The organism is Streptomyces sp. NPDC058646 (assembly GCF_042716875.1).
Classification (GTDB): Bacteria; Actinomycetota; Actinomycetes; order Streptomycetales; family Streptomycetaceae; genus Streptomyces.
Genome location: NZ_JBHXRK010000030.1, coordinates 25196 through 49532, shown reverse-complemented (window position 1 = coordinate 49532; position 24337 = coordinate 25196). Strand labels below are relative to the sequence as shown.

Sequence of the window (24337 nt, the reverse complement as noted above, 5' to 3'; positions counted from 1 at the left end):
CGAAGTTTACGGCGCGGCCGGAGCCGCCGGCTCCCGGTCGCGCCACGGGCGGCACATCCCGAGGAAGCAGGCCGCCGCGAGCACCGCGCACACCAGCTGGACCACGGCCATCGGCACGGCCGTGTCCTCGCCGGCGATGCCGACCAGCGGCGAGGCGACGGCACCGACCAGGAAGGAGGCCGTGCCGAGCAGCGCGGAGGCCGACCCGGCGGCGTGCGGGGTGCGCATCAGCGCCTGGGCGTTGGTGTTCGGCAGGATCACGCCCATCGAGGACATCAGCACGAACAGGGCGGCGGCCACGGGGAACAGCCCGACCTCACCGAACACCCCGGTGGACATCAGCAGCAGGACCACCGAGGAGGCCCCCGCGACCGCGAGCCCGGCGGCCAGGACCTTGTCGAGGCCGACCCGGCCCACGAGCAGCTTGCCGTTGACCTGGCCCACGGCGATCAGGCCGACGGAGTTGAGCCCGAACAGCAGGCTGAAGGCCTGCGGGGAGGCCCCGTAGATCTCCTGGATCACGAACGGCGAGGCCGATATGTAGGCGAAGAGCGCGGCGAAGGCGAACCCGCCGGCCAGCGTGTACCCGGCGAAGACGCGGTCGCCGAGCAGCCCGCGCATGGTGCGCAGCGCCGCGCCCACCCCGCCGGTGTGCCGCCGCTCGGGCGGCAGCGTCTCGTCGAGCCGCCGCCAGACCAGCAGGGTCAGCAGGGCGCCGACACCGGTCAGGACGACGAAGACGCCCCGCCAGTCGGAGAAGCGCAGCACCTGGCCGCCGATGAGCGGGGCGATGATCGGGGCGGTTCCGGAGACCAGCATCAGGGTGGAGAAGAAGCGGGCCATCTCGACCCCGTCGTACAGGTCGCGCACGACGGCCCGCGCGATGACGATCGCGGCCGCGCCGGCCAGGCCCTGGAGCAGGCGGAAGGCGATCAGCAGCTCGGCGGTCGGGGCGAAGGCGCATATCGCGGTGGCGAGGACGTAGACGACCATGCCGGCGAGCAGGGGGGTGCGCCGGCCCCACCGGTCACTCATCGGACCGATCACGAGCTGGCCCAGGGCCATGCCGGCCAGGCAGGCGGTCAGGGTGAGCTGGACGGTCGCGGCCGGGCTGTTCAGGGCGTTGGTGACCTCCGGCAGGGCCGGGAGGTACATGTCCATGGACAGCGGCGGCAGGGCCGTGAGCCCGCCCAGCATGAAGATGACGAGCAGGCCCGTGCGGCGGGCCGCCGCCGGGGGAGCCGCGGCCGCACCCTGGGCCGGCCGGGCTGTCCGAGGTGTCCCGGCCGTCGGGGAGGCGGAGGGCGATGCGGGCGACGACGCGTCCGAGGGGGTCGTCGCTGGGGCTCTCTCCGGCATGCGGGTCTCCACTCTTCTCGTCCTTCTCGCGAACCCCTGACCGGCCCATGCTCTCAGCTGTCGGAACGTCCGGTACCCGATGCGCGGTGTGACGTACCCTGCCGCCCCATGGACGCACGTGTGAAGAAGACCGCTGTGGTGACCGGTGCCGGCTCCGGGATCGGCCGCTCCGTGGCCCTCGCCCTGGCCGGGGCCGGCTGGGCGGTGACCGTGGCGGGCCGCCGCCCCGAGCCCCTGGAGGAGACGGCCCGGGCGGCCGGAGCGGACGCGGACGTGCTGGCCGTCCCCGCGGACGTGAGCGCCCCGCAGGACGTGGCCGCGCTCTTCGCCGCCGTACGCGAGCGGTACGGGCGCCTGGACCTGCTCTTCAACAACGCGGGCACCTTCGGGCCGGGCGGGGTCCCGCTGGAGGACATCACCTACGAGGCCTGGCGCTCGGTCGTCGACGTCAACCTGACCGGTGCCTTCCTGTGCGCGCAGGCGGCCTTCCGGCAGATGAAGGAGCAGGACCCGCAGGGCGGCCGCATCATCAACAACGGCTCCATCTCCGCGCACGTGCCGCGCCCCCACTCCATCGCCTACACCGCCACCAAGCACGCGATGACCGGCCTGACGAAGTCCCTGTCGCTGGACGGCCGGCCGTACCGGATCGCCTGCGGCCAGATCGACATCGGCAACGCGGCGACCGAGATGACCGAGCGGATGCAGACCGGCATCCTCCAGGCCGACGGCCGGCTGGCGGTCGAGCCGGTGATGGACGCCGCCGACGTGGCGCGCACGGTCCTGCACATGGCGGAGCTCCCGCTGGAGGCGAACGTGCAGTTCGCGACGGTGATGGCGACGGCCATGCCGTACGTCGGCCGCGGCTGAGCCGGATCCCGGACCCGGTCGCCCGGCCCCGTTGCTCCGGCGCGGGGGCGTCGCCGATCATGAACGCATGACCGCTGCCGAGGTACTGCGCTACGCCGCCTTCTCCGCCGATCCGGACGGAGGCAACCCCGCCGGTGTCGTGCTCGACGCGGCCGGGCTGGACGACGGGGCGATGCTGGGGATCGCCGCCGCGCTGGGCTACAGCGAGACGGCCTTCCTGACGGCCCCGACCGCGGCCGCCCCGCCCGCGGGAGCGGTCGCGGAGGCCGGGCGCGGCTTCACCGTGCGGTACTTCAGCCCCAAGGCCGAGGTGCCGTTCTGCGGCCACGCCACCGTCGCCGCGGCCGTGGCGCTGGCCGAGCGGACCGGCGCCGGGGAGCTGGTCTTCGAGACGCGGGCCGGGACCGTACCGGTGTCCGTCACGGCCGTCGAGGGCCGCCTGCGGGCCACCCTGACCAGCGTCGTCCCGCACGTCGAGGAGATCGGCGCCGCCGACCTCGCAGAGGCGCTGGCCGCGCTGGACTGGCCGGCGGCGGACCTGGACCCGGCGTTCCCGCCGCGGATCGCCTACGCCGGAGCCCGGCACCTGGTGCTCGGCGCGGGCAGGCGGGCCCGGCTCGCGGACCTCGCCTACGACTTCGCCCGGCTGGAGACGCTGATGCGGCGCCTCGACCTGACCACGGTCCAGCTGGTGCACCGGGCGGGCCCGGCGCTGTTCCACGTACGGGACCCCTTCCCGGTCGGCGGTGTCGTCGAGGACCCGGCCACGGGGGCCGCGGCGGCCGCCTTCGGCGCCTACGCCCGCGAGCTGGGCCTGGTCCCGGCGGACGCCGTGCTCACCCTCCACCAGGGCGAGGACCTGGGCCGCCCGGGGGTGCTGACCGTGGAACTGCGCGCCGGGGACCCGCGGGTGCGGGTGTCCGGCGAGGGTGTACGGATCCCCTGATGCGGGTCCTGGCGTACGCGCGGGCGGCGCTCCCTGCGGAATTCGCCTGCCGGCCCTCGACGCGGTCCCGACGGCCTTCACCGCGCAGGGCACGGCGGTTTTCGTGAACCACGCCACCGGCTCGATGGACAGGGCCGGCGACGCCCTCGGCACGCTCGCCTTCCCGGTGGCCGCGGCAAGGACGCCACCCTCCCCGCGGGCGGCGGACCCGCGGGCGGCTCGGGCGCCGGTTCCGTCGGCGGTTCCGTCGGGGGAACCTCGCCGCCACCGGTGCCGTGTTCCTCGCGCGCAGGCATCGCACGGCCCGGTCTGAGCCGTGCTTCAATTCCCGCGTGAACGATCTAGACGTCCTCAAGGTCTTCTGCGCGGGTGACGGCCGGTTCGGCAACCTGCTCGGTGTCGTGCGCGACGGCCGGACCTGCCCGGACGACGCGTCCCGGCAGCGGCTCGCCGCCGAACTCGGCTACAGCGAGACGGTGTTCGTCGACGACCCCGAGCGCGGGGTCGTCGACATCCGAACCCCCGGCACGCGGATGTCCTTCGCGGGACATCCGCTGGTCGGGGTCGCCTGGCTGCTGGACATCGAGGAGCTCCGGCCGCCGGCCGGGTCCGTATGGGCGCGCGACGACGGGGAGTTCACCTGGATCACGGTCCGCGCCGAGTGGGTCGAGGACAAGCGCACGGAGCAGTACGCGAGTCCCGCCGAGGTCGAGGCGCTGCCCGCCCCGCCCCCGGGCGAGGGCTGGCTGTACGCCTGGGCCTGGGAGGACGAGGCGGCGGGCCGGGTACGGGCCCGCGGTTTCCCGCGCCGCCCGGACGGGGCCGTGGCCGAGGACGAGGCCACCGGTTCGGCGGCGGTCCTGCTGACGGCCCAGCTGAACCGCGCCCTGAACATCATCCAGGGCGCGGGCTCGCAGATCCTCACCGCGCCCGGGCCCGACGGCACGGTCGAGGTGGGCGGCCGTGTCCGCTTCGCCCCGGCGGGCCCGGGCCGGGAAACCCCGTAAGGCGGGACCGGTGCCCCGGGCCGGCCCTCCCGTGGTGTCGTGCGGGCGGCCCCGCAGGGCTACGCGCTGAGCGGGAACTGCTCGCCCAGCTCGCGGAAGACCGCGCCGTTGAAGTCGAAGGCGCGCTTGCACTCGTCGATGATGCGCTGCTTCTCCAGGTCGTCCGCGGCGATCGCGTCGAGCAGCTCGCGGTACGTCCGCTTGAAGGCCGCCGGGTTGGAGATGTCCGCGAAGACGTAGAAGCGGACGCCGTCGCCCTTGCGCTCGAAGCCCCAGGTGCGCTCGGCCTTGTCCCGGATGATCTGGCCGCCGGACAGGTCGCCCAGGTAGCGGGTGTAGTGGTGGGCGACGTACCCGCCCGGCCACCGGGCCGCGCACTCGGCCACGCGGGCGGCGTAGGCCTCGGTCGAGGGCAGCGCCGCGACCGTCTCGCGCCAGGACGGGCCCAGCAGGTGTTCGAGGTCGCGCTCGATCTCGGCGACGCGCATCAGCTCCGGCCGGATGAACGGCCCCGCCACCGGGTCGTCCTTGAGGGATCCGGCCGCGTCCTCCAGGGCCCGGTACACGAACCACAGCTGTTCGGTGTAGCGCGTGTAGGCGTCCACGCCGAGGCGGCCGCCGAGCAGGTCGCTCATGAAGGTCGACGTCTCCGCCTCGGTGTGCTGCTCGTGCGAAGCGACGCGGATGACCGTGGAGAAGGCGTCCAAGGCGGACCTCCGAAGAAGAGGAGACAGGCGCGGCGGCACCGCCGCCACACCTGATCCTCCTTCTTAGGCATACCTAAGTCAATGTGTTCCCGACGTTCTGTCGGTAAAAGAATCCGGCCCTGACCCGGACGGGCTACGGCAGGGTCAGGATCTCCGCCCCGCTGTCCGTCACCACCAACGTGTGCTCGAACTGCGCGGTGCGCTTGCGGTCCTTCGTGACGACCGTCCAGCCGTCCGCCCACATGTCGTACTCGTGGGTGCCCAGGGTCAGCATCGGCTCGATGGTGAAGGTCATCCCGGGCTCGATGACCGTGGTCGCGTGGGGGCTGTCGTAGTGCGGGACGATCAGGCCGGAGTGGAAGGAGGAATTGATGCCGTGCCCGGTGAAGTCCCGGACCACGCCGTAGCCGAAACGCTTCGCGTACGACTCGATGACCCGGCCGATGATGTTGATCTGGCGGCCCGGCTTGACGGCCTTGATGGCCCGGTTCAGCGCCTCGCGGGTGCGCTCCACCAGCAGCCGCGACTCCTCGTCCACGTCCCCGCACAGGTACGTGGCGTTGTTGTCGCCGTGCACGCCGCCGATGTAGGCGGTCACGTCGAGGTTCACGATGTCGCCGTCGCGCAGGACGGTCGAGTCGGGGATCCCGTGGCAGATCACCTCGTTCACCGAGGAGCACAGGGACTTCGGGAAGCCCCGGTAGCCGAGGGTCGACGGGTAGGCGCCGTGATCGCACATGTACGCGTGGGCGACCCGGTCCAGCTCGTCGGTGGTCACCCCCGGGGCGATGAGCTTGGCGGCCTCTTCCATCGCCTGGGCGGCGATCCGGCCGGCGACGCGCATCGCCTCGATGGTCTCGGCCGACTGCACCTCCGGCCCGGTGTAGGGAGTGGGCGCGGGCTTGCCCACGTACTCGGGCCGGCGGATGTTTCCGGGAACGGAACGGGCGGGAGAAAGCTCGCCTGGTACGAGCAGCGACTGGCCAGACATGCAAGCGAGTGTATCCAGCGGGGATGGGGCAGCATGGCGGCAGAGACGGCATCGAGAGGGGACTGACAGCGATGGCCCTGTTCAAGAAGCGCCAGGTGGGCAAAGCGGGCGAGTGGTACTACTGCCTCGTCCACCAGAAGGTCGAGGAAGGCCCCGACTGTCCGGCGAAGGACCGTTTCGGCCCGTACGAGTCGCGCGAGGAGGCCTCCCACGCCATGGAGACGGCGCAGGAACGCAACCTCGAATGGCAGAACGACCCCAAGTGGAACGACAAGTCCCGCGAGGAGGGCGACGGCGCAGCCCCGTGACGGTGCCCGCTACCAGCGGCTGGGCGGCGGCACGGTCAACTGGTCGGCCAGCCGCGCCAGGCGGTCCCGGAACCGGCGCGGCCCGCGCTGCGCCGGCAGGCCGTTCTCCCCGGCCGCGGCGCTGACCAGGTGCTGCACCGTGTCCAGGTCCAGCTCGGCCGCGGTGTCCGCCACCGACAGCGCGTCGTGCGCCAGCGTGCCCAGCTCCGGGTCGCCGCCGTCCAGGGACAGGACGGTCGCCCCCGCCCGCCGCGCGTCGTGGACCCGTTCCAGCAGGCCCTCCCCGGGCCGCTCCGGCGCCACCACCAGCAGCGTGTGCCCGCGCCGGGCCGCCGCCAGCCGGCCCAGCCCCACCGACAGGTGCGGCGGCTCACCGGGCCGCACGTGGTGGCGCACCAGGGTGGGAGCCAGCTCCGGCCGCCCCGACCAGGCGGCCTCGTCCACCAGGTGCGCCGCCAGGTGCCAGGGCTCGTACTGCGCCGTCCCCACCAGCAGCAGATTTCCCCCGGCCGGCACGACGGAGCGCCGCAGCGCGCCCGCGAAGCGGCGAGCGGCACCCGGCCACTGCGTACCGGCGAGCACCTCGCGCAGCAGCGCGACCCTCACGGCATCCATATCGGCATCCTGCACCATGGAAGGGACATAAGGGGGCCGCTTGCCCGCACCGCGCTGCGCCCGGGCCGGCAGACGGCCGTTCGAACCTTCCGGTCCCGGGGTTACCCTCGCCCCCATGACCTCCACAGACAGCAATCAGACGCCGCCGGCCACCAAGGCGCCGGCCAAGGACCCGTGGGACCTTCCGGACGTCTCCGGCCTCGTCGTCGGCGTCCTCGGCGGCACCGGCGACCAGGGCCGCGGCCTGGCCTACCGGCTCGCCCGGGCCGGCCAGAAGGTGATCATCGGCTCCCGTGCGGCGGACCGCGCCCGCGGCGCCGCGGAGGAACTGGGCCTCGGCGTGGAAGGCGCGGACAACGCAGACTGCGCGCGCCGCAGCGATATCGTGATCATCGCCGTGCCCTGGGAGGGCCACGCCAAGACCCTCGAAGCGCTGCGCGAGGACCTCGCGGGCAAGCTCGTCGTGGACTGCGTCAACCCGCTGGGCTTCGACAAGCAGGGCGCCTACGCCCTCCAGGTCGAGGAGGGCAGCGCGGCCCAGCAGGCCGCGGCCCTGCTCCCCGACTCCCGCGTCACCGCGGCCTTCCACCACCTCTCGGCGGTCCTGCTCCAGGACGAGTCGATCGACGAGATCGACACCGACGTGATGGTCCTCGGCGAGTCCCGCGCGGACACGGACCTCGTCCAGGCCCTCGCCGCCCGCATCCCCGGCATGCGCGGAGTCTTCGCCGGCCGCCTGCGCAACGCCCACCAGGTGGAGTCCCTGGTCGCCAACCTCATCTCCACCAACCGCCGGTACAAGGCCCACGCGGGCCTGCGCGTCACCGACGTCTGATCCACCCCGCCCGGCGGCCCGGCCCCACGGCCCGGCCGCCGGACACCACCCCCCCTCTACCCCTTCCGCCCGGCCCGCCCCTCAGCGGCGCCCAGGTGCGCCACCACCCCGTGGTAGAAGCGGTCCACGGCATCGTCGACGCTGCGGATGAACCCGGATTCCGCGTTGCCGCGGGTACTGCCCATGCCCTTGATCAGGGACAGCCGGAATCCGTTCACCGGGGCTCCGCTTCCGGGCAGCAGATCGCCCGGCTCGGGCCGCAGCCGCGCCAGGGTGCCGCGCGGCCCGTTCTCCCCGTCCACCAGGCTCTCCACGTGCAGATCGGCCGGGGCTTCGCCGAGCATCCGTACCAGCCGCTTCACCGTGGCCAGCGGAGAGGAGCCCTCCGGGGCCGGCACGTCGACGGAGGTGCGCACCTTCCCCGTCCGCAGATCGGCGGTCACGGCGATGACGCCGCTGGTCCCGTCGATGCGCAGCTCCGCCGAGAGCCTGCCCTGCAGGCACAGGGCCTCGGCCGCCGTGACGCGGCGCGCCCGCGGATCGCTTCCGCGCCGGGAGCGCTGCACCGGCAGGACCTTCTGCCCCAGCTCCCCGCCGAGCCGCAGGCAGACCTGGCGGACGAGCCGCTCCCAGCTCTCCACGACGTCGACGGCGCGGGGGTCGCCGGTGCTCAGGATCTCGTCCTCGATGCCCTTGCGCACGGGGACCCAGGCGGGGCCCATGTTCTGGAAACCGTGGCACCCCGAGTTCTCGTGCTGGAGGTACTCCAGCAGTTCCTGGAGGAGCCAGGCGTGCGCGGCGTTGCCCACGCCCTCGTGGCGGATCAGCATCTGGGCCTGGTGGGCCACCTCGGCCCACGGCAGGTGCCACAGGCTGACCTTGTGCTTGCGCCGCCCGTCGATCTTGACTTCCACCATGGGCGCGCCTTCGAGTTCCACGTCGTTGGAGAGCGTGATCACGGCCTCGTAGCCGCGGCGCGCGGCGATGTCCATGTACTGCTGGACCTGCTCGGCCTTGAGCGGATTGCCGTTCGTCTTGGTCTCCACGAGCGCCGTCCACAGCTTCCCCGCGCGTTCCACGCGGATCACGCCGTCCGGTCGCTTCGGGGTGTCGCCGTGGGGCAGGGAGACCTCGGCGAAGGTCTGCATACGGCCGGCGGGGGCGCCGAAGGCCGCCGTGAGCCGGCGGCCCAGCTCCGGGACCTGTTCCATGACCGACAACAGCACCGACGTCGCCCGTACTTCGCGTTCCCTGTCGCTCTTGAGGGACGGTACGGGGAACAGCCGGGCCGGGCGCCAGGTGTCGTTCTCGGCGAGGGACTTCCTGGCCACCCTGGGAAGGGTGATCTTCTTCTTGGTCGTCCGGGTACCCCGGCCGCGTGTCTGGGCCGGCACCGCAGGGGTCGCGGCGGTTCCCGCGGCGCCGTCGCCGGCGTCCGGGGTTCCGGCGGCCGGCCGCTCCGTTCCGCCGGCCGCCGCCGTGTCGGGTGCGACGGGGGCGGCGGCCGGGTCCGGACCGGCCACGGCGGCGTGCTCCTGCGCCGGCTCCGGGGCGGGCTCGTCGGCCTCCTCGACCACGGCGATGCCGAAGTCGGTGGCCAGGCCGGCCAGACCGGTCTCGTACCCCTGCCCGACGGCACGGAACTTCCAGTCGTCACCCCTGCGGTACAGCTCGCCGAAGATGAACGCCGTCTCCACGCCCGCATCGTCGATGGAGTACCCGACGAGCGGCTGGCCCGACCGGTCCGCGACCGTCATCCGCAGGTCGTCCAGGTCGCCGAACCGTGCGCCGCCGTACTGGCTGGCCGCCACCACGATCCTGGCGACGTCCTGCGGGACCGCGGTCAGGTCCACGCTGATGCGGTCCTCGTCGCCACTGTCCGTCGGCGTCTTGCCCAGGAGCTGCACGCTCCCGTCGGCGGCAGCCGGATGGTTGTAGAAGTAGAAGTCGTTCTCGCTGCGGATCTTGCCGTCCTGGTCCAGCAGCAGCACGGAGACGTCGGCATCGCCGGCTCCGGAGGCGCTGCTCCAGCCGAGGCTGACGACGACCGCACCGATGTCCTCGCTCAGGGCGGTCAGGCTGACGTTGGCGCCTTTTGAGATCTCCTGCATCGTCCCCCCACTCGCCCGGCGTCGTCCCTCACGGGCCGAGCGGGCCGGGCAGCCGTTCTGACGCGCGTAGGCGGGGCGCGTCTCCCGGCGAACCGTAGCGCCGGACCGGACGAAAGATCAGGTGAAGGCGGAAAGAGCGTGCTGCCGTGCGGGGAGCGGTTCCTTACGGGAGCACTGCGGGGCATGGGGGACACTGGAGGGGCTTCACCCCGTTCAGCGTGCCCGAGGAGCTTCTTCCATGCCCCGCCTTGCCGTCTTCGCCATCGTCTGCTGCGTCCTCGCCCTGGCCGCCGCCGCCGTCGCCTTCGTGGAGGGCAGCTTCCTCGGCATCGTCTGGGTGCTGCTGGCCGGTGTCACGTCCAACATGGCCTGGTACTACCTGCGCAAGGCGAAGGCCGACAAGGCGGCCGCCGCCCGCCAGGCCCCCTGACCCGCCGGGGCCCCGCCTACGGCTGGGGTACCGCGCAGAAGTAGCCGCCGTCCCCGCGCCAGAAGCTGTACAGCTCGCGGCCGCAGTAGGCCTCCAGCTCGGTGACGCCGAGGGAGCCCAGCAGGCCGTAGACCACGTCGAAGAAGAAGCGGTTCACGCCGGGGATCCACAGCAGCGCGAAGACGGCGATCAGGCCGAACGGCGCCAGCGGCTCCACCTGGCGGCGGACCCCGTACGACAGCCAGGGCTCGATCACGCCGTAGCCGTCCAGGCCGGGCACCGGCAGGAAGTTCAGGATCGCCGCCGACACCTGGAGCAGCGCCAGGAACGCGAGGGCCAGGCGGAACGGGCCCGGCACCCCGTCCAGGGCGTCCAGCCAGAACGGGGCCGTGCAGACGGCGGCGAAGAGGACGTTGGTCAGCGGGCCCGCCGCCGAGACCAGGCTGTGCTTCCAGCGGCCCCGGATCCGGTCGCGCTCGATGTACACGGCCCCGCCCGGCAGGCCGAGTCCGCCCAGGATCACGAAGACCACCGGCAGGACGATGCTGAGCAGCGCGTGCGTGTACTTCAGCGGGTTCAGCGTCAGGTAGCCCTTGGCGCCGACGCTGATGTCGCCGCCGTGCAGGGCGGTGCGCGCGTGCGCGTACTCGTGCAGGCAGAGCGAGACGATCCAGGCCGAGGTCACGAAGAGGAACACGGCGAGCCCCGTGCTCGTCGAGTACCCGGTCCACACGGCCCAGCCGGTGACCGCCATGACGGCCACGATGCCGAGGAATACCGAACTGATGCGCCGCTCGCCGCGGCTGCCCTGATGACCCATGCGGCGAAACCTATCCCGGCGGCCCGGCATAAATGGGGTCGGGTCCGGGACCCGGTCCGGGGACAATGGGCCGGTGCGTTACACGATCCTCGGCACCACCCAGGCCGTCCGCGACGACGGGAGTCCCGTCGCCGTCGGCGGAGCACGCCTGCGCGCGCTCCTGACGGCGCTCGCACTGCGGCCCGGCCGGGCGGTCCCCGCGCACCTGCTCGTCGCCGAGGTGTGGGACGGGGATCCGCCCACCGACGCGGTGGCCGCCCTGCAGGCGCTCGTCGCCCGGCTGCGCAGGGCCCTGGGGCGGGCGGCCGTGCGCTCCGCGGAGGGCGGCTACCTGCTCGCCGCCGAGCGCGAGGACGTCGACCTGTTCCGTTTCGAACGCCTCGCCCAGGCCGGCGGCGCGGCCCTGGCCGGGGGAGACCCCGCCGAGGCCGCCGACCGGTACGAGGAGGCACTCGCCCTGTGGCGCGGCCCCGCCCTCGCCGACCTCCCCGACCCGGCCGCGGAGTCCGCGCGCTGGGAGGCCGTGCGGGACGACGCCCGCAGGGGCCGGCTCGCCGCGGCCCTGGCCCTGGGCCGGGCGGAGGGCGCGCTGCCGGAGCTGACCGCGCTGTGCGCGCGCCAGCCGTTGGACGAGCCCCTGCAGGCCCTGCGCATCAGGGCGCTGCGTGACGCCGGGCGTCCGGCGGAGGCGCTGGCCGCCTACGACACCGTCCGGCGGGACCTGGCCGACCGCCTGGGCGCGGATCCCGGCCCGGCCCTGCGCGCCCTGCACGCCGAGCTGCTGTCCCCGCCGCCGGAGCCCGCGCCGGGGACCGCTCCCGCGTCCGGGTACGCGCCGGCGCGCGGGACCGCCCCGGGGTCGGGGACGGCGCGCGGGTCCACCCCTGCTTCCGGGTCCGCCCCTGCTTCCGGGTCCGCTCCCGCTTCCGGGTCCGCTCCCGCGCAGGCTCCCCGTCCCGCCCGGGCTGCCGGGCCGGCGCCCGGGTCCGGACCCGGGCCGGGTGCCGCGCCCGCGCCCGGCTCCGGGGACGCCCGCGCGATCAGGCCCGGTTACGCGGCCGCGGCGCCCCCGACCGCACCCCCGACCCCGCCCGCGGCGGGTGCCGGCCGCGCGCAGGCGGCCCCGGCGCCGGGGGACTGGTACGGGGCCCGGCCCGTACCGCCCGGCCCGGGGAACCTGAGGGCCCGGCTCACCACCTTCGTCGGCCGGGAGGACGACATCCGGGTCATCGGGGCCGACCTGGCGCGGGCACGGCTCGTCACCCTGCTCGGGCCCGGCGGGGCCGGCAAGACCCGGCTCTCCCAGGAGGCCGCCGAGGCGCACGCCGGAACCGGCTGGCCGGACGGGGTGTGGCTGGTCGAACTCGCTCCCGTGGACGATCCCGACGACGTCGCCGAGGCCGCGCTCGCCGCGCTCGGCGCCCGCGAGACCAAGCTGCGCGGCGCCTCCACCGAGGAGCTGCGGGCCCTGACCGACCGCGCCGGGTCCGACCCCCTGGACCGGCTCACCGAGCACTGCGCCCGGCTGCGGCTCCTGCTGCTCCTCGACAACTGCGAGCACGTCATCGGCGCGGCCGCCGCGCTCGCCGACCGGCTCCTCACGCACTGCCCCGGCGTCCAGATCCTGGCCACCAGCCGCGAACCCCTCGGCGTGCCGGGGGAGTCCCTGCGCCCGGTGGAACCGCTGCCCGACCCGGTCGCGCTCCGGCTCCTCGGGGACCGCGGGGCCGCCGCCCGGCCCGGGTTCAGCCCGTCCGACGACCCGGCCGCCGCCACCGAGATCTGCCGCCGCCTCGACGGCCTGCCGCTCGCCATCGAGCTGGCCGCCGCCCGGCTGCGGCTGCTCACCCCGCGCCAGATCGCCGACCGGCTCGACGACCGCTTCCGCCTCCTGACCAGCGGGTCCCGTACGGTCCTGCCCCGCCAGCAGACCCTGCGGGCCGTCGTCGACTGGTCCTGGGACCTGCTCGACGAGGCCGAACGCAGGGTGCTGCGCCGCCTGTCCGTCTTCGCCGGCGGCTGCGACCTCGCCGCCGCCGAGGAGGTGTGCGCGGACGCCTCGTACGACGTCGCCGACACCCTCGGCTCCCTCGTCGACAAGTCCCTCGTGGTCGCCGCCCCCGACCCCGACGGCTCCGGCATGCGCTACCGCCTCCTCGAGACCGTCGCCGAGTACGCCGCCGAGCGCCTCGGCGAGGCCGACGGCGACCGCGCGGCCGCCGAGCACCGCCACCTCGTCCATTACCGCGAACTCGCCCGCACCACCGAGCCCCTGCTCCGCGGCCACGGCCAGCGGGCCGCCGCCCGCCGGCTCGCCACCGAGTACGAGAACCTCCGTACCGCCCTGCGCCGGGCCGTCGCCGCCCGGGACGTCGGCGAAGTGCTGTGCCTCGTCCACTCCCTGGGCTGGTACTGGCACATGCACGACCTGCGCGCCGAGTCCCGGCACTGGTCCACCGCCGCCGCCGCGCTCGGCCCCAACCCGTTCGTCCCGCCCGTGGCCCCCGCCGAACCCGTCTACGAGCAGCTCGTGGCCTCGCCGCCGCCCTACTCGGGGGAGCTGCTCACCGAGGCCTGGCGCGCCGTCCACCTGGTCCAGCTGGCCTCCCGGGACCAGACCAACGAGACCTGGAACAGTCCGGACGCCCGGGCCCTGGTCGACGGGGTGCTCACCGCCTACCGGCCGGGACTCCCGCAGACCTGCCGCACCCCCAGCTCCCTGTGGATCTACGCCGTCATGATCGCCGGCGATCCGGGGCTGCTCCAGCTGGTCGTCGACGAGACCGTCGCCACCGCCCGCGCGCTGGGCTACCGCTGGGAGCTGGCCTCCGCGCTCCAGCTCCGCGCCAACGTCCTCGCCAACCGCGCCGACTGGGCGGGCGACGCCGCCCGCGACGCCGACGAGTCCCTGGCCCTCTTCCGTGAACTCGGCGACGCCTGGGGCTGCGCCGAGGCGCTGTCGGCGCGCGCCGAGTCCAGGGAGAAACGCGGTGAGTACGGCCCCGCCGCCCGGGACTACCGGGAGGCGATCGCCTACGCCGAACGCCTGGGCGCCAAGGCGCAGGTGGCGGTCCTGCGCGTACGGATGTCCGGGACGCTCACCGAGAGCGGCCGGTTCGAGGAGGCCGAGCGGATCCTCACCGAGGTCACCGCGACGGTGCAGCGGTACGGCAACGAGGCGCTGCCCGCCGCCCGGCTGTTCCTCGCGGGGATCCTCGGCCGCACCGGCCGGATCGCCGAGGCCCGCGCACAGCTCCAGGTCCTGCGCGACGAGTTCGCCTTCGGTGCGTTCGCCGTCTTCGACGGCTTCCTGCTCGGCACGATGGCCTGGCTGGACAACCAGGAGGGCCGGTACGAGGAGGCGCTCGGACAGCTGCGCCAGGCCATGGTGTCCGTCGACGAGCCGATGGCGCGGCTGGTGGCCCCGCAGATGCCGGCGGTCTACCTGATGACCGCCGCCCTGTCCCTGGCCTCGCTCGGCGGCCCCCGCCGGGAGTACGACGCGGCCCGGCTGCTCGGCGCCTACCGGGCCCACCTGCCGCCGGGGCACTTCCCCGTGACGACGGAACGCGAGGACAGCGCCCGCGCCGAGAAACTGGCACGGGCGGCGCTGGGCGACGATGCCTACGAGGCGGCGTACGCCGAGGGCGGCGGCCTCACCCTGGAGGAGGCCACCGCCCTGTTCTGATCCGGGGCCGGTCCGGGGCCCGTCCGGGACGCGATCCGAACGGACCGATCCGACCCCGGCCGGATCAGGTCTTCTGACGGAACTTGCGGACGGCGAGCGGCATGGTGACCGCCGTGATGGCGAGCGACCAGGCCAGGGTCATCCACACCGAGTTGCCGACCGGCGTCCCGTTGATCAGGGCGCGGGCGGCGTCGGCCAGGTTGGACAGCGGGTTGTAGTCCGTGAAGGACTGCAGCCAGCCCGGCATGGTGGACGGCGGGGCGAAGATCGAGCTGCCGAACTGGAGCGGCATCAGGACCAGCATCGCCATGCCCTGGACGGCCTGTGCGGTCTTCATGGTGAGACCGAGCAGGATGAAGATCCACATCAGCGAGGCGCCGAAGACGGCGGACAGGCCGATGGAGAAGAGCAGGTCCAGGACCGAGCCCTTGATCGACAGGCCGAGCATGAAGCCCACGCAGAGCAGGATCGTGATGGCGACCATCATGCGGCCGATCTCGACGACAATCTTGGCGAGGAGCACCGACGACCGGGCGATGGGCATGGACCGGAAGCGGTCCATCACGCCCTTCTTGAAGTCGTCGTTGACCCCGGTGCCCACCGCCATGGCGATGTTCATGCCCATCATGGCCATCAGGCCCGGGACCACGTAGTTGACGTAGTCCGCCTGGTTGCCCTTGCCGGAGATCGCGCCGCCGAAGACGAACACGAACAGCAGCGTGAAGATGATCGGCATGAACAGGACGTCGAACATCGACTCGGGGTCCTGCTTGATCTGCAGGGCGTTGCGGCGCACCAGGGCGCCGATGTGCCGCAGGTTGGCGCGCAGGCCGATCCGGCCCTCGCCGGAGGGCACGGCGGGCGCGGCCGGGGAGGCCGCGGTGACGGTGGTGTTGCTGGGCTTCGTCGTGGTTCCGGTGCTCATGCCGCGACCTCCTCGGTCTTCTCGGTGGGGACGGAGTCCTCGACGGAGGCGGGCTTCTGTCCGGTGATGGACAGGAACACCTCGTCGAGGCTGGGCAGGTAGGTGCCGAGGTCGGCGATCGCGTACCCGCGGGCGGCCAGCAGGCCGACCACCGCGGTCAGCTGCTCGTCGCTCAGGATCGGGACCAGCAGGACGCCCTCGTCGGGCACGGCCTGGGAGCCGGCCACGCCGTCCAGACCGGCCTCCGCCAGCGAACGGGCCATGCCCGGCAGGTCCGAGGCGGACACGGGGCGGATCTTCAGGGTGCGGCCGCCGACCCGTGCCTTCAGCTCGTCGACCTTGCCGTTGGCGATGACCTTGCCGCGGTCGATGACCGTCAGCTCGCCGGCGAGCTGCTCGGCCTCCTCCATGTACTGGGTGGTGAGCAGCACGGTGGCCCCCTCGGCGACCAGCCGCTGCACCTCGTCCCAGACCTCGTTGCGGGTACGGGGGTCCAGGCCGGTGGTCGGCTCGTCCAGGTAGAGGACGGCCGGGTTGCCGATCAGGGAGGCGGCGAGGTCGAGCCGGCGCCGCATGCCCCCGGAGTAGTTCATGACGGCCTTCTTCGCCGCCTCCGTCAGGGAGAACCGCTCCAGCATCTCGTCCGCGCGGCGGCGGGCGTCCTTGCGGGACAGGTCCAGCAGCCGGCCGATCATGTAGAGGTTCTCCCAGCCGGAGAGCTTCTCGTCGACCGAGGCGTACTGGCCGGTGAGGCCTATCGTGCGGCGCAGCTGCCGCGGCTGGCGGACCACGTCGAAGCCCGCGACCCGCGCCGTCCCGGCGTCCGGGACGATCAGGGTGGACAGGCAGCGCACCAGCGTGGTCTTGCCCGCGCCGTTGGGCCCGAGGACCCCGAGGACGGTGCCCTCGCGGACGTCCAGGTCGACACCGTCGAGGGCTTTGGTCTCGCCGTAGTGCTTGACCAGCCCCCGTACCTCTACGGCGTGGGGGTTCTTGTCGTTTCGCGTCATGCCCACCATGGGACCATCCGCCACTGACAAACCACCGACAGCCGACCGACATCCGCCCTACGGCCCGCCGCCGCAGCCGGGCCACGTCATCAGTGGAAGGCGTGCTCCTCCTGCGGGAACGTTCCGCCGACGACGTCCTCGGCGAAGGCCTTCGCCGCGTCGCCCATGGTCTTGCGGAGGTTCGCGTACTGCTTCACGAACCGGGGCAGCTTCCCGGCGGTCAGGCCCATCATGTCGGTCCAGACCAGCACCTGGGCGTCGCACTCCGAGCCGGCGCCGATGCCGACGGTGGGAATGTGCAGGGACCGGGTGACCTCGGCGGCCAGCTCGGCCGGGACCAGCTCCAGGACCACCGCGAAGGCACCCGCGTCCTGCGCCGCCTTCGCGTCGCGCAGCAGCTGGTGGGCGGCCTCGTCCCCGCGGCCCTGGACCCGGTAGCCCATGGCGTTGACGGACTGCGGGGTCAGCCCCAGGTGGGACATGACGGGGATGCCGGACTGCACGATCAGCTCGGTCTGGTGCAGCGAGCGCTCGCCGCCTTCCAGCTTCACCGCTCCCACGCCGGCCTCCTTGACCAGGCGGGTGGCACTGCGCAAGGCCTGCACGGCGCCTTCCTGGTAGGAGCCGAACGGCAGGTCGCCGACGATCAGGGCCCTGCTGGTGCCCCGTACGACGGCCGCCGACAGCAGGGTCATCTCGTCCATCGTCACGGGGACGGTGGTCTCGTAGCCGAGGTGACAGTTGCCCATCGAGTCGCCGACGAGGATGACCGGGATGCCGGACTCGTCGAAGACGGACGCGGTCATCGCGTCGTAGGCGGTGAGCATGGGCCACTTCTCGCCCCGCTCCTTGGCGAGGGTGAGGTCGCGGACGGTGATGCGCCGGGTGCCCGTGCCTCCGTACAGGGTGGGGGAGGCCGCCTGGGCGGGTTCGCGGGCAGGCGAAACGGCGTGCGTCATTGCAACTGCTCCTTGTGTCATCTCGAGGCGCCCTCACGGCGTCCCCGGACTCACCCCCCATGGTGGCATCCGGGCGGCCCGGGGCGGAAGTGGGCCGGGCCGGGGTACTCCAATGTGCGTGTTTCGTGACAACCGGAACCCGTGGCGCACGGCTGTTCGTCCTCCCGGACGTACGACCGCGACGGGCGGTCGTGACGTACGGCACGGAAGGCTCCGTACATCGCCTAGGGTCAAGGGGCGGGGACGGAGCGCGAGCACGGCAGCGAGGGCAGTGGCATGGCACAGGCGTACATGACGGAGACGGGGAACGGCGGCTCGGAGCGCGAGCCCTCCCGATCCCGCCTCCGGCGCCGACTGGCCGCCCGGCGCGGTGACCGGGGGATCTGGCGGCGCGGGATCGTGCTCGCCGCGCTCTCCCTGCTGATCTCCCTGATCATGATCCTCCACGCCGAGCTGCCCAACGACGTGGGCAACCTGGGCAGCCTCACCGAGACCTTCCTGCCCTGGCTGGGCGTGGCCGTCCCGCTGCTGCTGGTCGCCGCCGTCCTGCGCAAGTCCGCGACCGCGCTGATCGCGGTCCTGCTGCCGGCCGTCGTCTGGGTCAACCTGTTCGGCGGACTGGTCAGCGACAAGTCCGGATCCGGCGGCAACCTCATGGTCGCCACCCACAACGTCGACGCCGACAACCCCGATCCCCGGGGCACCGCCGAGTCGGTCGCGAAGTCCGGAGCGGACGTACTGGCCCTGACCGAGCTGAAGGCGGGCGCCCTCCCGGCGTACGAGAAGGCACTGTCGGGCACGTACAAGTACCACGCGGTCGAGGGGACGGTCGGCGTGTGGAGCAAGTACCCGCTGACCTCCAGCCAGCCCGTGGACATCAAGATGGGCTGGACCCGGGCCATGCGCACCACCGTCGCCACGCCCTACGGGGACATCGGCGTCTACGTCGCCCACCTGCCCTCCGTCCGGGTCAAGGCCAACGCCGGGTTCACCGCCAACCAGCGCGACAACAGCGCGGACGCGCTGGGCGCCGCGCTCGCGGCCGAACCCCTCAGGAAGGTCATCCTGCTCGGCGACCTCAACGGCACCATGAACGACCGGGCCCTGTCCGAGGTCACGTCTCAGATGCGCTCCACGCAGGGTGCGGCGGGCGACGGCTTCGGCTTCAGCTGGCCGGCCCCGTTCCCGATGGCCCGCATCGACCAGATCATGGTCCGCGGGATCACGCCGGAGGCCTCCTGGACGCTGCCGCGCACGGGCAGCGACCACCTTCCGGTCGCGGCGCGGGTCACCGCCGTGCTGTAGGCCGCCGCACTCCGGGACGCATTGCTGCGGGACGCGGTGCCCGCAGGACGCTCTGCCTGCAGGACGCGCCGCGGGCCGCCGGAGGGGCGGCCCGCGGCGCGTCCGCGTCAGGCCTGTTCGCGCCAGCCGTTCGTGAGGGGCAGCCGGCGGTCCTTGCCGAAGCCCTTCGCGGAGATCTTCGTGCCCGGCGGGTACTGGCGGCGCTTGTACTCGGCCGTGTCCACCATCCGCAGGGTCCTGGCGACCAGCTCCCGGTCGAAACCGGCTGCCACGATCGCCTCCATGCCCTGGTCCCGGTCCACGTACAGGGCCAGGATCGCGTCGAGCACCGGATAGTCCGGCAGGGAGTCCGTGTCCACCTGCCCCGGGCGCAGCTCGGCGCTCGGCGGCTTCGCGATCGAGTTCTCCGGGATCGGAGGGGTCTCGCCGCGCTCGGCCGCGGCCCGGTTGCGGTACCGCGCGAGCCGGAAGACGTCCGTCTTGTACACGTCCTTGATCGGGCCGTACGCGCCCACCGAGTCGCCGTACAGGGTGGAGTAGCCGACGGCCAGCTCCGACTTGTTGCCCGGGGCCAGCACCAGGTGCCCCTCCTGGTTGGAGAGCGCCATCAGCAGGGTGCCGCGCAGCCGGGACTGGAGGTTCTCCTCGGCGAGGCCGGTGAGGCCCAGCGACCCCATGTACGCGTCGAACATCGGCTCGATCGAGACCGTCCGGAAGTGCAGACCGGCCCGCCGGGCCAGTTCGGCCGCGTCGCCCCTGGAGTGCTCCGAGGAGTACTTCGAGGGCATCGAGACGCCGTGGACGTTCTGCGCGCCGACCGCGTCGCAGGCGATCGCGGCGACCAGCGCGGAGTCGATGCCGCCGGAGAGCCCGATCAGGACCGATCGGAAGCCGTTCTTGCGGACGTACGCGCGCAGGCCCACGACCAGCGCGTCGTAGACCTCCTCGTCGTCGTCGAGGCGGTCCGCGTACCCGCCGGGGACGACCGGATCGTACGGCTCCACGGGCTCCTCGGAGAGGATCACGCGGTCGATGCGCAGCCCGTCGCCCACCACGCCCTCGGGGGCGTCGGCGGGGGCGGCCGGCAGGTCGAGGTCGACGAGCACGCAGCCCTCGGAGAACTGCGGGGCGCGCGCGATGACTTCGCCGTCGCGGCCGACGACGATCGAGTCCCCGTCGAAGACCAGGTCGTCCTGGCCGCCCATCATCGCCAGGTAGGCGAGGGTGCAGCCGGCCTCCTGGGCCCGCTTGCGGACCAGTTCGAGGCGTTGGTCGTCCTTGTCGCGCTCGTACGGGGAGGCGTTCACGGAGATCAGCAGTCCGGCCCCGGCGGAGCGGGTGGCCGGGACCCGGCCGCCGTCCTGCCAGAGGTCCTCGCAGATGGCCAGGGCCACGTCGACGCCGCGCACCCGGATCACCGGCTGCGTGTCGCCCGGCACGAAGTACCGGAACTCGTCGAACACGCCGTAGTTGGGGAGGTGGTGCTTGGCGAACCGCAGGACGACCTCCCCGCGGTGCAGCACGGCGGCCGCGTTCTCCGGGGAGCCGGCCGGGCGGCCGAGCCGGGGCGTGGCCCGCTCGGAGCGGTCGAGGTAACCGACGACGACCGGCAGTTCGCCGAAGCCCTCGTCCGCCAGCCGCCGCGCGAGTGCGCGCAGCGCCGTGCGGGAGGCCTCGACGAAGGACTCGCGCAGGGCGAGGTCCTCGACGGGGTACCCGGTCAGCATCATCTCCGGGAACGCCACCAGGTGGGCGCCCTGCTCGGCGGAGTGCCGGGTCCAGTGGACGACCGAGTCGGCGTTGGCGGCGATGCTGCCGACGTGCGAGTCGATCTGATTCAGAGCGAGACGAAGTTGAGGCACGGGCCCAGTCTAATCGTCTTTCTGACGCGATGTCCTGGAACCCGTACGGCGGAAGGGCCGGGAACGCCGTGAGGCGCCCCGCCGGGGGCGCCTCGGGAGCGGCCGCGAGGAGGGGGTCGGCCGGTCGGGTCGGCCGGTCGGGTCAGCCGATCGGGCCGCTCCAGATCGCGTCGTCGTAGTCGTTCGTGATGCCGGGGGAGATCTCGAAGTGCAGGTTCTTCGAGTCCTTGGCGACGTCGAAGACGAACCCGCCGGTGGCCGACTCGCCGGGCAGGACCGAACCCTTGAACAGCTTCGGCAGGGAGCCGTCGAAGACCATCTCGCTCTCGGTTCCCTTGTCGTCACGGGCGTGCGGCAGCGCGGTGGTCACGTCGATCGGGGCGTCGGACCTGTTGGTGATCTTCACGGTCACCTTGACCCCGCGGCCGGTGCGGTTCTGGGGGTAGGCGGTCTTCCCCACGGTGTACGCGGTGGCCTCCTGCACGGTGATCTCGACGCCGTCCGGGTAGGTGAACGTGCTGCCCCAGGGGAGCGCGGAGGTCTTGCCGGGGATGTCGGAGGGCGAGGGCTTCGGCTTCGGCGTCGGGTAGCCCGGGTAGCTCGGCGAGCTCGGGGAGTAGGGCGGGTCGATGTCCAGCTCGGCGAGGTCCTCGTCCTCCCGCCTCTCCACCTCCTTCACGATGGCTGCCGTGAAGTAGATGCCGCCCGCCATCGCACCGAGGCTGAGGAAGCCGAGGACCATGCCGGTGACGGCCATGGCCTTGCGAGGCGCGCCCTTGTTGGCCTTGACGAGACCGGCGATGCCGAGGCCGAAGCCGGTCAGGCCGAGGAGGGCGCCGGCCCAGAAGAGGAAGGGCGTGACGCCGCCGAGGATGCCGAGGATGCCGAGGACCAGTGCGGCGATCGCCAGCCCGTTGGTGGTGGGGGCCGCCTGCGGGTACGTCGGGTACGGGACGCCGCCGAAGCCCGCGCCCGGCTGGGCCCAGGGGTTGTTGGGGACACCGGGTCCGCCGGGTCCGCCGAATCCGGCGCCGGCCGGCGGGGCGGGGGCCGGGGTGAGCGGAGCGAAGGGCGACGGCGCGGGGGCGGGGGCCGGGGCCGGGGCCGGGGGGCCCGACGGGGCGGGCGCCTGCGGGGCGGAGGCGGCGGGAGGGGCGTCGGCCGGGGTGGCCGCGGCGGGAGGGGCGTCGGCCGGGGCCGGAGCCTTCTCCAGCGACGGGCCCTTCGCCGGCGAGGGGGCCGCGGCAGGGGTGGGCACCTTCTCCAGCGATGGGGCTCCGGCGGGCGGGGGCGCCTTCTCCGGCGACGGGGGCTGCGCGGCCGCGGGCGCCGGGGCCGCCTCCGGTATCGAGGCCGCCTCGGGTACGGGCGTACCGGCCGGCTCGGTCGACGGGCCGGGCGTGTTGCTGGGCGGGTTCGGCGGGGTGCTCATACCGGCGGGCGCATCCTTATGTCGCGGCAGTGGTGATCACCGGACAGGGTGCCACGCCGCAGCGCGCGCCCGGCCGCCATTTTCCCCGCCGCCCGGCACGGCCCGTACGCCCCGGCGCCGCCCCGGTACCGCCCCGTCAGGGCCCGGACCCGGCGGGAGGGTCCGGGGGCGGCCGCGTACGGGGGCCCCAGGGCGCCGCATCGTTGCCGAGTCGTTGGACCCGGGGCCGCCCGGTCCGGCCCGGGCCGCCGGACCGGCCGGTACGCGGCCCGCACCCCCGAGCGGCGCGGTACCGCGGGACCCGGCCGGTCCGGAGCGGTCCGGGACGTGGTGCGTCTCACCCTGCCTGGCCGGGGCCGAGGTGGACGCGGAGGCAACGCGGCGTGTCGCACCTACGTCTTCCACGGCGTGGGGCCCGGTCGGACGGACCAGGGCGTGCGGGGCGAAGGAGCCCGGCAGCGGCGGCGGAGCGGCTCGCCGGGCTCCGCACGTCATGACCGGAACCCTGACCGGGGTGGGGATCCGACCAGAGGACCGACCCCGGGCGCGCTTAGGATTAGTCGCAATATGTCCAGAAATGGCACTTCTTCGTACACCGCCTGGCCGGTCGCCCTCCTCATAGGCCTCGGGGCGGCCGCCTACACCGCATGGGTACTCGAAGTCGTCGTCTCGACGGGCCTCAACCCGATCGAGACCTACGTCAGCGAACTCGCCGCCCAGGACCAGCCGCTCGGCGGCCTGTTCCGGGCCACCGACTTCACCGCCGGCCTGCTCGTCTTCGCGGGCGGCCTGACGTCCCTGAGCCGCCTGGTGCGCTACGCCGAGTCCCGTCGCCGCTGGGCCGTCCTCGGCTGGGCCGGCCTCGCCCTCTTCGGCGCGGCCACCGCCGCCGACGCCTGGCTGCCGCTGAGCTGCACGCCCACCGTGGACCCCGAATGCGCCGCCCGGGAGACCGCCGGACTGGTCCCCGCCACCCACCAGGCCCATGCCGTCAGCAGCAGCCTCGCCATGGCCGGTGCCCTCGTCGGCCTGGTGGCCCTCACCGTCGCCGCGCGCCGCTACGACTGGTTCGCCCCCCTCGCCCGCTACGGCCCCGCCCTCATCGCCCTGGAACTGCTCGCCACCGCCTGGACCCTGACGTCCATCGCCCTGTTCACCGCCGGCCGCGGAACCTGGGCCCTCGGCGCCGGCCAGCGCCTCCAGGTGCTGCTCGTGGCGGTCTGGCTCGGCCTGCTCGCGTACTCCGTCCACAAGGAGCGCCGTACGTGACCCCGCGGACGGGCCCGGACACCGGCCGCATCGTCCACGGTGCGGGTGACGACGGGGTCCCGCTCCACGTGGTCGTCGAGGGCAGCGGCCCGGTGTGCGTCCTGAGCGCCGGACTCGCCATGGCCTGGTTCGACTGGGACGCGGTCGCCGCGCTGCTCGTCGCCGCGGGCCGCACCGTCGTCCGCTTCGACCGCCCCGGCCACGGCCTCAGCGGCCCGGCCCGCACCCCGGCGGGCGCCGCCGGCGAGGCCCGCCGGATCGCCGGTCTGCTGGACGCGCTCGGCCTGCCCGGCCCGGTCACCGTCGCCGGGCACTCCATCGCAGGCTTCCACGCCGAAGCCTTCGCCCGCCTGTACCCGGAGCGCACCGCGGCCCTGGTCCTCCTGGACTCCAGCGTGGAGGAAGCCCCCCGCGCGGTGCTGCCCGCCGCACTGCGCACGGGGGCCGCCCGGGCGCTCGGCCGGGCGGTGACCGCCGCCGGACTGCCCGCCGCCCTGGGCCCGCAGGTCCGGCGGGCCACCGTACGCGCCTCCCGGACCGGCGGCTCCGACCCGGCCGCGCGGGAGCTCGTACGCCGCTGCTACCGCACCGGCCGGGTCTGGCGCGGGGCCCTGCTGGAGAACGCCGGCTACCCGGACGCGGCCGCCGAGCTGCCGGCCCTGCGCCGTACGCACCCGCTGGCCGCCCCCGTCACCGTCCTCGCCGGCCACGACGGGAGCGACGGCCGGGGTGCCCGGCGCTGGCTGGCCCGCCAGGCCGCCCTCGCCGACCGGCTCGGGGCCCGCTTCGAGGTCGCCGAGCCCGCCGGGCACCTCGTCATGCTGGACCGCCCGGACCAGGTGGCCCGGGCGGTCCGCACGGCGGCTCGCGGGTCCTAGGCCCTGGCGT

At 73.8% G+C, this 24337-nt stretch carries 21 protein-coding genes; 10 read left to right on the top strand and 11 right to left on the bottom strand.

Annotated elements, in window-relative coordinates:
• Positions 1-6 precede the first annotated feature (6 nt).
• Positions 7-1359, bottom strand: coding sequence for a Bcr/CflA family multidrug efflux MFS transporter (locus ACFWUZ_RS29760; protein WP_384379616.1), 1353 nt, complete (start codon positions 1357-1359; stop codon positions 7-9).
• Between the two features lie 108 nt (positions 1360-1467).
• Here ACFWUZ_RS29760 and ACFWUZ_RS29755 point away from each other — a divergent pair, with 108 nt between their 5' ends.
• The 3 genes from ACFWUZ_RS29755 to ACFWUZ_RS29745 all read left to right on the top strand — a co-directional run bounded on the left by ACFWUZ_RS29755 (position 1468) and on the right by ACFWUZ_RS29745 (position 4182).
• Positions 1468-2229: an SDR family oxidoreductase gene (locus tag ACFWUZ_RS29755; RefSeq protein WP_384379613.1), complete on the top strand. Its 762-nt coding sequence runs from the start codon at positions 1468-1470 to the stop codon at positions 2227-2229.
• Between the two features lie 67 nt (positions 2230-2296).
• Entirely contained in the window at positions 2297-3175 is an 879-nt protein-coding gene (locus tag ACFWUZ_RS29750; RefSeq protein WP_384379609.1) for a PhzF family phenazine biosynthesis protein, read from the top strand.
• A gap of 332 nt (positions 3176-3507) precedes the next feature.
• Entirely contained in the window at positions 3508-4182 is a 675-nt protein-coding gene (locus ACFWUZ_RS29745) for a PhzF family phenazine biosynthesis protein (protein WP_384379606.1), read from the top strand.
• A 59-nt stretch (positions 4183-4241) separates the two neighbouring features.
• Here ACFWUZ_RS29745 and ACFWUZ_RS29740 read toward each other — a convergent pair whose 3' ends face one another.
• Both ACFWUZ_RS29740 and map read right to left on the bottom strand, forming a co-directional pair.
• Positions 4242-4889: a heme oxygenase (biliverdin-producing) gene (locus tag ACFWUZ_RS29740; protein WP_384379603.1), complete on the bottom strand. Its 648-nt coding sequence runs from the start codon at positions 4887-4889 to the stop codon at positions 4242-4244.
• Between the two features lie 133 nt (positions 4890-5022).
• On the bottom strand, positions 5023-5880 hold the full coding sequence (gene map / locus ACFWUZ_RS29735) for a type I methionyl aminopeptidase (RefSeq protein ID WP_384379600.1): 858 nt from the start codon (positions 5878-5880) through the stop codon (positions 5023-5025).
• Positions 5881-5951: 71 nt separating this feature from the next.
• Between map and ACFWUZ_RS29730 the strand changes: the two genes are divergently transcribed.
• On the top strand, positions 5952-6188 hold the full coding sequence (locus tag ACFWUZ_RS29730; protein ID WP_384379597.1) for a hypothetical protein: 237 nt from the start codon (positions 5952-5954) through the stop codon (positions 6186-6188).
• A gap of 9 nt (positions 6189-6197) precedes the next feature.
• Here ACFWUZ_RS29730 and ACFWUZ_RS29725 read toward each other — a convergent pair whose 3' ends face one another.
• The gene (locus ACFWUZ_RS29725) at positions 6198-6803 is read right to left on the bottom strand and encodes a hypothetical protein (RefSeq protein ID WP_384379594.1); all 606 of its coding nucleotides are present in this window, start codon (positions 6801-6803) and stop codon (positions 6198-6200) included.
• Between the two features lie 115 nt (positions 6804-6918).
• Between ACFWUZ_RS29725 and npdG the strand changes: the two genes are divergently transcribed.
• Positions 6919-7638, top strand: a complete 720-nt coding sequence (npdG, locus tag ACFWUZ_RS29720) for an NADPH-dependent F420 reductase (RefSeq protein ID WP_384379591.1) — start codon at positions 6919-6921, stop codon at positions 7636-7638.
• A 56-nt stretch (positions 7639-7694) separates the two neighbouring features.
• Here npdG and ACFWUZ_RS29715 read toward each other — a convergent pair whose 3' ends face one another.
• Positions 7695-9749 (bottom strand): TerD family protein, encoded by a 2055-nt coding sequence (locus ACFWUZ_RS29715; protein ID WP_384379588.1) that lies wholly within the window; start codon positions 9747-9749, stop codon positions 7695-7697.
• 238 nt (positions 9750-9987) lie between these two features.
• On the opposite strand from ACFWUZ_RS29715, the gene ACFWUZ_RS29710 reads away from it, so the two are divergent.
• Positions 9988-10179 carry a hypothetical protein gene (locus ACFWUZ_RS29710; RefSeq protein WP_384379585.1) on the top strand — a complete coding sequence of 64 codons (192 nt, stop codon included), beginning with the start codon at positions 9988-9990 and terminating at the stop codon, positions 10177-10179.
• A gap of 16 nt (positions 10180-10195) precedes the next feature.
• Here the strand turns inward: ACFWUZ_RS29710 and ACFWUZ_RS29705 are convergent, their stop codons facing one another.
• A complete protein-coding gene (locus ACFWUZ_RS29705) occupies positions 10196-10999 on the bottom strand; it encodes a site-2 protease family protein (protein ID WP_384379582.1) in 804 nt (267 codons plus the stop codon).
• A 73-nt stretch (positions 11000-11072) separates the two neighbouring features.
• Between ACFWUZ_RS29705 and ACFWUZ_RS29700 the strand changes: the two genes are divergently transcribed.
• Positions 11073-14687: a BTAD domain-containing putative transcriptional regulator gene (locus ACFWUZ_RS29700; protein ID WP_384379579.1), complete on the top strand. Its 3615-nt coding sequence runs from the start codon at positions 11073-11075 to the stop codon at positions 14685-14687.
• Between the two features lie 64 nt (positions 14688-14751).
• Here the strand turns inward: ACFWUZ_RS29700 and ACFWUZ_RS29695 are convergent, their stop codons facing one another.
• The 3 genes from ACFWUZ_RS29695 to panB all read right to left on the bottom strand — a co-directional run bounded on the left by ACFWUZ_RS29695 (position 14752) and on the right by panB (position 17581).
• Positions 14752-15612, bottom strand: coding sequence for an ABC transporter permease (locus ACFWUZ_RS29695; RefSeq protein ID WP_384379576.1), 861 nt, complete (start codon positions 15610-15612; stop codon positions 14752-14754).
• The gene (locus ACFWUZ_RS29690; protein WP_384379573.1) at positions 15609-16631 is read right to left on the bottom strand and encodes an ATP-binding cassette domain-containing protein; all 1023 of its coding nucleotides are present in this window, start codon (positions 16629-16631) and stop codon (positions 15609-15611) included. The genes ACFWUZ_RS29695 and ACFWUZ_RS29690 overlap by 4 nt, the downstream gene beginning before the upstream one ends.
• An 80-nt stretch (positions 16632-16711) precedes the next feature.
• Positions 16712-17581: a 3-methyl-2-oxobutanoate hydroxymethyltransferase gene (gene panB / locus ACFWUZ_RS29685; RefSeq protein WP_384379570.1), complete on the bottom strand. Its 870-nt coding sequence runs from the start codon at positions 17579-17581 to the stop codon at positions 16712-16714.
• A 276-nt stretch (positions 17582-17857) separates the two neighbouring features.
• On the opposite strand from panB, the gene ACFWUZ_RS29680 reads away from it, so the two are divergent.
• Positions 17858-18886 carry an endonuclease/exonuclease/phosphatase family protein gene (locus ACFWUZ_RS29680; RefSeq protein ID WP_384379567.1) on the top strand — a complete coding sequence of 343 codons (1029 nt, stop codon included), beginning with the start codon at positions 17858-17860 and terminating at the stop codon, positions 18884-18886.
• A 107-nt stretch (positions 18887-18993) separates the two neighbouring features.
• Here the strand turns inward: ACFWUZ_RS29680 and ACFWUZ_RS29675 are convergent, their stop codons facing one another.
• Entirely contained in the window at positions 18994-20748 is a 1755-nt protein-coding gene (locus ACFWUZ_RS29675; protein ID WP_384379564.1) for an NAD+ synthase, read from the bottom strand.
• 142 nt (positions 20749-20890) lie between these two features.
• The gene (locus tag ACFWUZ_RS29670) at positions 20891-22180 is read right to left on the bottom strand and encodes a DUF4352 domain-containing protein (RefSeq protein WP_384379561.1); all 1290 of its coding nucleotides are present in this window, start codon (positions 22178-22180) and stop codon (positions 20891-20893) included.
• A 567-nt stretch (positions 22181-22747) separates the two neighbouring features.
• Between ACFWUZ_RS29670 and ACFWUZ_RS29665 the strand changes: the two genes are divergently transcribed.
• Positions 22748-23449: a DUF998 domain-containing protein gene (locus tag ACFWUZ_RS29665; RefSeq protein WP_384379559.1), complete on the top strand. Its 702-nt coding sequence runs from the start codon at positions 22748-22750 to the stop codon at positions 23447-23449.
• Positions 23446-24327, top strand: a complete 882-nt coding sequence (locus ACFWUZ_RS29660) for an alpha/beta fold hydrolase (protein ID WP_384379556.1) — start codon at positions 23446-23448, stop codon at positions 24325-24327. The genes ACFWUZ_RS29665 and ACFWUZ_RS29660 overlap by 4 nt, the downstream gene beginning before the upstream one ends.
• Positions 24328-24337 lie beyond the last annotated feature (10 nt).

Bases quoted from the DNA above. Each gene is read 5' to 3' on its own strand.
- ACFWUZ_RS29760 (WP_384379616.1), bottom strand. From the start codon at position 1,359: ATGCCGGAGAGAGCCCCAGCGACGACCCCCTCGGACGCGTCGTCGCCC.
- ACFWUZ_RS29755 (WP_384379613.1), top strand. From the start codon at position 1,468: ATGGACGCACGTGTGAAGAAGACCGCTGTGGTGACCGGTGCCGGCTCC.
- ACFWUZ_RS29750 (WP_384379609.1), top strand. From the start codon at position 2,297: ATGACCGCTGCCGAGGTACTGCGCTACGCCGCCTTCTCCGCCGATCCG.
- map (WP_384379600.1), bottom strand. From the start codon at position 5,880: ATGTCTGGCCAGTCGCTGCTCGTACCAGGCGAGCTTTCTCCCGCCCGT.
- ACFWUZ_RS29730 (WP_384379597.1), top strand. From the start codon at position 5,952: ATGGCCCTGTTCAAGAAGCGCCAGGTGGGCAAAGCGGGCGAGTGGTAC.
- ACFWUZ_RS29725 (WP_384379594.1), bottom strand. From the start codon at position 6,803: ATGGATGCCGTGAGGGTCGCGCTGCTGCGCGAGGTGCTCGCCGGTACG.
- npdG (WP_384379591.1), top strand. From the start codon at position 6,919: ATGACCTCCACAGACAGCAATCAGACGCCGCCGGCCACCAAGGCGCCG.
- ACFWUZ_RS29715 (WP_384379588.1), bottom strand. From the start codon at position 9,749: ATGCAGGAGATCTCAAAAGGCGCCAACGTCAGCCTGACCGCCCTGAGC.
- ACFWUZ_RS29710 (WP_384379585.1), top strand. From the start codon at position 9,988: ATGCCCCGCCTTGCCGTCTTCGCCATCGTCTGCTGCGTCCTCGCCCTG.
- ACFWUZ_RS29705 (WP_384379582.1), bottom strand. From the start codon at position 10,999: ATGGGTCATCAGGGCAGCCGCGGCGAGCGGCGCATCAGTTCGGTATTC.
- ACFWUZ_RS29695 (WP_384379576.1), bottom strand. From the start codon at position 15,612: ATGAGCACCGGAACCACGACGAAGCCCAGCAACACCACCGTCACCGCG.
- ACFWUZ_RS29690 (WP_384379573.1), bottom strand. From the start codon at position 16,631: ATGGTGGGCATGACGCGAAACGACAAGAACCCCCACGCCGTAGAGGTA.
- panB (WP_384379570.1), bottom strand. From the start codon at position 17,581: ATGACGCACGCCGTTTCGCCTGCCCGCGAACCCGCCCAGGCGGCCTCC.
- ACFWUZ_RS29680 (WP_384379567.1), top strand. From the start codon at position 17,858: ATGGCACAGGCGTACATGACGGAGACGGGGAACGGCGGCTCGGAGCGC.
- ACFWUZ_RS29670 (WP_384379561.1), bottom strand. From the start codon at position 22,180: ATGAGCACCCCGCCGAACCCGCCCAGCAACACGCCCGGCCCGTCGACC.
- ACFWUZ_RS29665 (WP_384379559.1), top strand. From the start codon at position 22,748: ATGTCCAGAAATGGCACTTCTTCGTACACCGCCTGGCCGGTCGCCCTC.